The sequence below is a fragment of the Paracoccus denitrificans genome (assembly GCF_900100045.1).
GTDB classification, from domain to species: domain Bacteria; phylum Pseudomonadota; class Alphaproteobacteria; order Rhodobacterales; family Rhodobacteraceae; genus Paracoccus; species Paracoccus denitrificans.
Genome location: NZ_FNEA01000001.1, coordinates 265,745 through 272,614 on the forward strand (window position 1 = coordinate 265,745; position 6,870 = coordinate 272,614).

General features: G+C 66.5%; 6 protein-coding genes. All 6 read right to left on the reverse strand.

Features of this window, described 5'->3' with window-relative positions; all coding sequences use genetic code 11:
- Positions 1-111 precede the first annotated feature (111 nt).
- Positions 112-912: a MurR/RpiR family transcriptional regulator gene (locus tag BLT64_RS01270; RefSeq protein WP_158659358.1), complete on the reverse strand. Its 801-nt coding sequence runs from the start codon at positions 910-912 to the stop codon at positions 112-114.
- 28 nt (positions 913-940) lie between these two features.
- Positions 941-1,792 (reverse strand): inositol monophosphatase family protein, encoded by an 852-nt coding sequence (locus tag BLT64_RS01275; RefSeq protein WP_011750872.1) that lies wholly within the window; start codon positions 1,790-1,792, stop codon positions 941-943.
- Positions 1,793-1,794: 2 nt separating this feature from the next.
- The gene (locus BLT64_RS01280; protein ID WP_011750871.1) at positions 1,795-2,898 is read right to left on the reverse strand and encodes an ABC transporter ATP-binding protein; all 1,104 of its coding nucleotides are present in this window, start codon (positions 2,896-2,898) and stop codon (positions 1,795-1,797) included.
- Between the two features lie 6 nt (positions 2,899-2,904).
- Positions 2,905-4,596, reverse strand: a complete 1,692-nt coding sequence (locus BLT64_RS01285) for an ABC transporter permease (RefSeq protein WP_011750870.1) — start codon at positions 4,594-4,596, stop codon at positions 2,905-2,907.
- A gap of 21 nt (positions 4,597-4,617) precedes the next feature.
- Entirely contained in the window at positions 4,618-5,625 is a 1,008-nt protein-coding gene (locus BLT64_RS01290) for an ABC transporter substrate-binding protein (protein ID WP_011750869.1), read from the reverse strand.
- A 321-nt stretch (positions 5,626-5,946) separates the two neighbouring features.
- Positions 5,947-6,870 (reverse strand): 3,5-dioxohexanoate:acetyl-CoA acetone transferase (gene kce / locus BLT64_RS01295; protein ID WP_254777234.1); only part of this gene is annotated, 924 nt, incomplete at its 5' end.

Below are 6,870 nucleotides of genomic sequence, written 5' to 3' on the forward strand. Positions count from 1 at the left end.
CCTTTCCTTGTCTATGGGCGGCGGCGCGGCCTTCCCGGTCTTGCAATCCGCATCGTTTCCTTCGGTCGGCCGGGCCTGTTCGCGATGCGGGGGCGAACTGTCGCAGCAAGCTCAATGCTCCCCGCCCATTTCTTCGGCCATCGCGGCGAACAGCGCGTCAAGCAGGACATACATCGGCGCCACGCGGCCCGTCGGGACCGCCATCCGGCCCGAGGACTGCCGATAGGCGTTCAAGTTCAGGTTCACATCGGCAAGTGAGGCGACGATGGATCCCTTGGGCGAGATGGCCAGCACCGGCGCTCCGGCCTTGCGCGCGATCTCGATGTTCGAGATGAGGTAGCTGGTCAGCCCCGAGAAGGACAGCACGAACAAAAGGTCGCCCGGCCCCAGCAGCGGCGCCGAGTGCATCTGCAAGGTCGGGTCGGAATAGGCCACGGCGGGAATGGCAAGGGCCGCCAGCCGGTGCTGCGCCTCGCTGGCCATGAAGCCCGAGCTGCCATAGCCATAGATATCCACGCGCCGCGCCTTGCCCAGCATGGCGACCGCCGCGCGCAGGGCGCCCAGATCCAGATCGCGCCGTGCCTCCTCGATGGCCTGCCCGGCGCGCTGGAAGATGTCGTCGACCATTGCCGCCAGCGGATCGTCGTTGCCCGACCCCGGCCGCGCCAAAGGTTGCGGCGCGGGCTGGTGCTTGGCCAATTGCTGCGCCAGCTTCAGCCGGAAATCGGGAAAACCGTCGCAGTCCAGCCGCCTGCAGAAGCGGATGATCGAGGGTTCGCTGACCTTTGCGATGCGCGCCGCATCCGAGATCGACCAGGTGATCGCGGTGCTGGGCGTATCCAGCACCGCCTCGGCCACCCGGCGCTCGGCCGGGGTGAAGCTGGCCAGGGATTGACGGATCCGGTCAAGCATCTCACCTCGCGCAGTCAGGACGGCGCCGTCAAAGGGCGCCATGGTCCATCAGTTTCGACAGGCAAGAGCCGGAATAGTCAAACCCCTTCTGCGCCACGACCAGCCTGCGGACGCGGGACAGGTCGTCATGGCCGGTGCCGATGGGCGCGCCCTCGGCGTCGCGGGCATGGACGATACCGCCCGCCGCCTGCACCAGTTGCAGCCCCGCCGCGATGTCCCAGGCGCTGAACTTGGATTCGTAGCAGACCGCCACCCGGCCCGCCGCGACATAGGCCAGATGCAGCGCGCAGGAGCCCAGCCGCCGCACAGCGCGGAAGCTGTCGACCACATCGGCGAAGCCCGCCAGCGTCTCGGGCGTCGGGCGCGCGCCTTCGTAAGGGGCATTGGTCAAAAGCTCGACCTCGCGGTCGGCAAGCCCCTTGGCATAAAGCGCGACGGGGGCGCCGTTCAGGGTCAGCCGGCCGCTCTCGGCCATGAACAGCTCGTCCCGGATCGGGTCGTAGATCGCGGCGCAGACCGGCCGGCCCTCGTAATAGGCAGCAATCGAGACGCTGAAGAACGGCAGGCCCGAGGCGAAGTTGCTGGTGCCGTCGATCGGGTCGATGATCCAGCTGGCCGGGCCCGCGCCCTGCCAGCCGCTTTCCTCGCCCAGGATGCGCGATTGCGGCAGGCGGTCCCAGATGATGCGGCTCGCCTCGACCTCGGCGGCCTTGTCGGTGACGGTCACGATGTCGAAAAACCCGGCCTTCTGCTCGGTCGCAAGATCGGCGGGCGTGGCGTTCAGGAATGCCTCGCGCGCGATGGCGCCGGCGGCCAGCGCGGCGGCGCGGGCGGTGGCGGCGATTTCGGCGTCGAGGTCGGTCGTGGTCATCAGGTTCATGGTCAGGCTGCTTTCAATGCGTTCGTGTTTTGGTCGTCGGCCAGCATCCAGACCGGCCTTGTGTCCAGCGCCAGCCGCAGCGGCCGGCCCTGTTCGGCGATGCCGCCGTGGAAATATTGCGCGTCGGTGACGGTGCATTCCTGCCCGCCGATCTCGGTCAGGTACTCGACATGGCCACCCTGGAAGACGACGCGCTTGACGGTGGCGGTCAGCGGGCCCTGCGGATCGATGCGCAGGTATTCGGGCCGCAGCACGCAGCGCACGCGCTGGCCGGGGCGCAAGGGATGCGGACCGCGCGGCAGCTCGAAACTGGCGCCGGCGATGCGGGTGCGTACGGTCGCCTCGCCGATTTCCTGCACCTCGCCCTCGAGGATATTGGCCTTGCCCATGAACTCGGCCACGAAGGCGGTGCCGGGGCGGGCATAGACGTTCATCGGCGTGTCGGCCTGTTCGACGACGCCGTTGCGCATCACCACGACGCGGTCGGAAATCGCCATCGCCTCGCTTTGGTCATGAGTGACGTAAAGGCTGGTGATGCCCAGGCGCAGCTGGATCGCCCGCAACTCGTCCCGCATCCGCTCGCGCAGCTGCGCATCGAGGTTCGACAGCGGCTCGTCGAAGAGCAGCACCTTGGGCCGGGTGACCACGGCGCGGGCCAGCGCCACGCGCTGCTGCTGGCCGCCCGACAGGCGCGAGGGCGCGCGGTCGGCATAGGGGGTCAGCGCCATGGTCTCGAGCATCTCGTCCACGCGGCTGTTCAGTTCGGCCTTCGAGAGGTTCTGCAGCTTGGCACCGTATTCGACGTTCTGGCGCACGGTCATGTGCGGAAACAGCGCATAGCTTTGGAACACCATGCCGACATTGCGGGCATTGACCGGCAGATGCGTCACGTCGCGCCCGCCGATGGTGATGCGGCCCGAGGTGGGCGTCTCGAACCCCGCGAGCATCCGCAGCGTGGTGGTCTTGCCGCAACCCGAGGGGCCCAGCAGCGTGACCAGCGAGCCTTCCTCGATGGTCAGGTCCAGGTCTTGTACCGCAAGCCCGCCCGGCGCCCCGCCGGCGGCGGGGAATTGCTTGACGATATTCTGGAAAACGACGTTCGACATGGGATGTCACCTTTCGCGCGCGCTGCGGTTCAGAACGAGTTGCATGAGGGCAAGGATGGCCAGCACCACCACGACCAGGATGCAGCACCAGGCTGCGGCGACGCCGGTCTTGAGCGTCTCGACCTGCGACAGGATGGTCACGGTGATCAGCGTCCAATTGGCCGAGACCAGGAAGATCACCGCGCTGAGCGTGGTCAGCGACCGGGTGAAGGCATAAGCGACCGAGGAAAACAGCGCCGGACGCAAAAGCGGCAGGGTGACGCTGGTGAAGGTCCGGCCGCTGGAGGCGCCAAGGATGGTCGACGCCTCTTCGATCGAGCGGTCGATCTGTTGCAGCTGGTTGGTGCCGGCCTCGATGCCCACCTGCAGGTTCTTGACCACCATGGCTGCGATGATGATGGCGGCGGTGCCGGTCAGCAGCAGGGGCGGCGTGTTGAAGGTGCCGATATAGCCGATGCCCAGGATGGTGCCCGGCGCGGCAAAGGACAAAAGCGTGCCCCAGCGCAGCAGGAAGCTGCCCGGGAAGGCACGGCGCACCAGAAGATAGGCGATCATCATGCCGGCGATCGCCGTAACCGGCGTGGCGATACCGGCCAGATACAGCGAATTGCCCAGCGTATCGAAGCCGGCGGTGAAGACGGTCCGGTAATGGTCCAGCGTCAGCGTGTTGTTGACGCCCGGCAGCTTGGTGAAGCTGACATAGAACACGGTCGCATAGAACAGCAGGATGGTCAGCGCCAGGAAATAGCAAACCAGCGACAGCGGCAGCACCACCCGCGCGCCCGAAATGCGGATCGACTGCGCCGTGGGCTTGCCGGTCACGGTGACATAGCTTTTCTTGCTGACCCAATAGCGGTGGATCAGGAAGGCGGTCATCGACGGGATCAGCATCAGGCTGGCCAGCAGCGCGCCGGCGTTCAGGTTGAAATAGCCCACCATCTGCGAATAGGCCTCGACCGCCAGCGTGCTGAACGGCCCGCCGATCAGCATCGGATTGCCGAAATCCTCGACCGATTTGACGAAGACCAGCAGGATGGAGCTGAGGATCGCGGGCGTCACCAGGGGCAGCGTCACCTGCCGGAAGGTGGTCCAACGCGTGCCGCCCAGCGAGGCCGAGGCATCCTCCAGCGCGCTGTCGATGGATTGCAGCATGCCCTTGATGTTCAGGTAGGCGATGGGGGTGAAGGCCAGCGACTGGATCAGCACCAGGCTGTGAAAGCCGTAGACATTGGCGTTGCGGATGCCCAGCAACTCGCGCGTGATGAGCCCCGAGCGGCCGAACAGGATCACGATGGCCAGCGCCATGACGAAGGGCGGCGAGATGATCGGCAGCAGCGCCGCCGCGTGGATGAAACCCTTGCCGGGCATGGTGGTCCGCGTCACGGCAAAGGCCATGACAAAGCCCGCCACCGTTGCGACCAGCGCCGAGGTCGCGCCCAGGATCAGCGTATTGCCAAGCGCGCGCCAGACGAAGGGCTGTGCCAGCGTGGTCTTCAGCGCGGCAAGGTCAAAGCCCTCCGGCGTCCAGACCGCCTGCTTCAGCACGTTGACGATGGGCAGGACGGCGAAGACCAGCACCGAGAGCGTCAGCAGGACGAAGATGCCGAACAGCCAGGGATCGGCAGCGATGCGGCGCAGCGGCGCGGGCAAGGCCCAGCCCGCCCCCGGCCGCGCGGCGGTGTCGGTTTGCAAAGACATGGGGACGGGCTCCTTGGCGCCTTACTGGGCGTCGGCCTTGTGGCGGACTTCGTTCTCGTAACGCTCTAGCAGGCGGGCGCGGTTGGCACCGGCCCAGGCGAAATCGTAATCGATCAGCTTGACGTTGCTGAGGTCGATCCTGGCCTCGGGGTTGACATAGCCGGGCACGATCGGGCCGCGGAAGGTGGCGCCCATGGCGGCCTGGCCCTTTTCGGTCAGCACCCAGTCCAGGAAGGCGGTGGCGGCCGTGGCCTGGTCCTCGGGCGCATTGGCGACGGCGGCGGCGGCGTTCACCTCGAAGCCGGTGCCCTCTTTCGGGAAGGCATAGTCCAGCGGATAGCCGGCAGCCAGCGCCGCCTCGACATCCTGGGTAAAGGCCATGGCCAGCGCCACCTCGCCATTCGCGACCATGCGCGAGGGCGCGACGCCCGAGCGGGTATACTGGATGACGTTCTTGTCGATGTCCTTCATCAGCTGGAAGCCCTCGTCCTCGCCGGAAAGCTGCACGACCGAGGCCAGTGCGACATAGGCCGTGCCCGAGGACGCGGCATGGGCCAGCGCGACGTTCTTCTGATAGGCCGGGTCGGCGAAACTCGTCCAGCTGTCGGGGATCGGCGCCTGCGCTTCCTCCACCAGATCGGCGTTATAGGCGAAGACCAGCGGCGACATGGAAATCGGCGTCCAGGCGCCGTCCTTGTCGGCAAAGCGCGGATCGACCTTGTCGATGCCGGCCGCCTTGTGCGGCGCCAGGAGTCCCTCCTCGGCCGCCTGGATGAAATTGTCGGCGGCGCCGGCCAGCCACAGCCCGGCCTGCGGATTGGCCTTCTCGGCCCGGATGCGGGCCAGGATCTCGCCTGCGCCGATGCGGACAAAGCGCGCCTCGTTTCCGGTATCGGCGGCAAAGGCCGCCAAGACCGAGCCGCAATCGTCATCCGACATCGGGCAATAGACCGTCAGCGGCGCCGCCTGGGCACTGGCGACCGAGCATAGCAAGGCAAGCGCTGAAGACAGCGCGAGTGGACGTTTCATCAAGGGTTCCTCCGCAAAGCGTCCGGCACCTCCATGCGATCGCCCACGCGCCGCAATACCGAACAGGACGGAGAATAGTAGCTGCACTACAAATGTCAAATCATTTGTAGCTAATTTACAGAACTTGGCTGGGCACCCTCCTCCTCTCCCGACTTGCACGTTCCAACCGACAGCCCTTCGGCCCTGCTGGACCCTCCGAGAATGGGGCTGTCGGGGCAAGAGGCGGGCATTCCACCCGCCCCGCCTGCTCAAGAGGCCATGGCGTTCTTGCAGTGATTGGACCGGGCCAAGAAAAGCTCGGGGTAAGCGGGGCGAGCCGCCTCAGAAGCCGACCCGATCGGCGCCCTTGAGGCCAAGGATCTCGCGCGCCTGGCCGGGGGTCGCGACCTCGCTGCCCAAATCTTCGATGATGCGGCGGATCTTGGCGACCTGCTGGGCGTTCGATTCCGCCAGCTTGCCGCGCGCGATCAGCAGCGAATCCTCCAGCCCCACCCGGACGTTGCCGCCCATCTGGCTGGCGGTGGTGGCCAGGGGCATCTGCGCGCCCCCCGCGCCCAGCACCGACCAGCGATAGTCGTCGCCGAACAGCCGGTCGGCGGTGCGCTTCATGAAGACCAGGTTGTCCACCTCGGGACCGATGCCGCCCAGGATGCCGAAGATGAACTGGATGAAGACCGGCGCCTTGAAGAGCCCGATATCCATGCAGAAGCGCAGGTTGTAGAGATGGCCGACATCGTAGCATTCATGCTCGAACTTGATGGCGTGGGGGGCAAGCTGGTTCGCCGCGTTCTCGATATCCGCGAAGGTGTTGCGGAAGATGTTGCCGTCGGACCTGGCGACGTAGTCGCGCTCCCAGTCGAATTTCCAGGTGTCGTAGCGCCGGGCCAGCGGGTGGAAGCTGAAATTCATGCTGCCCATGTTCAGCGAGCACATCTCGGGCGAGAAGCGCAGCGCCGGGGCGATGCGCTCGTCGATGCTGTTGGTCAGGCTGCCGCCGGTCGAGATGTTGACCACCGCATCGGTCGATTGCCTGATGCGCGGCAGGAAGGCGGCGAAGGCCTCGGGGTCGATGGTCACGCCGCCGTCCTGGGGGCGGCGGGCGTGCAGATGCAGGATCGCGGCGCCCGCCTCGGAGGCCGCGATGGCCTGCGCCGCGATGTCCTCGGGCGTATAGGGCAACGCATCCGACATGGTCGGCGTGTGGATCGCACCGGTGATGGCGCAGGTGATGACGACGGGGGGTTT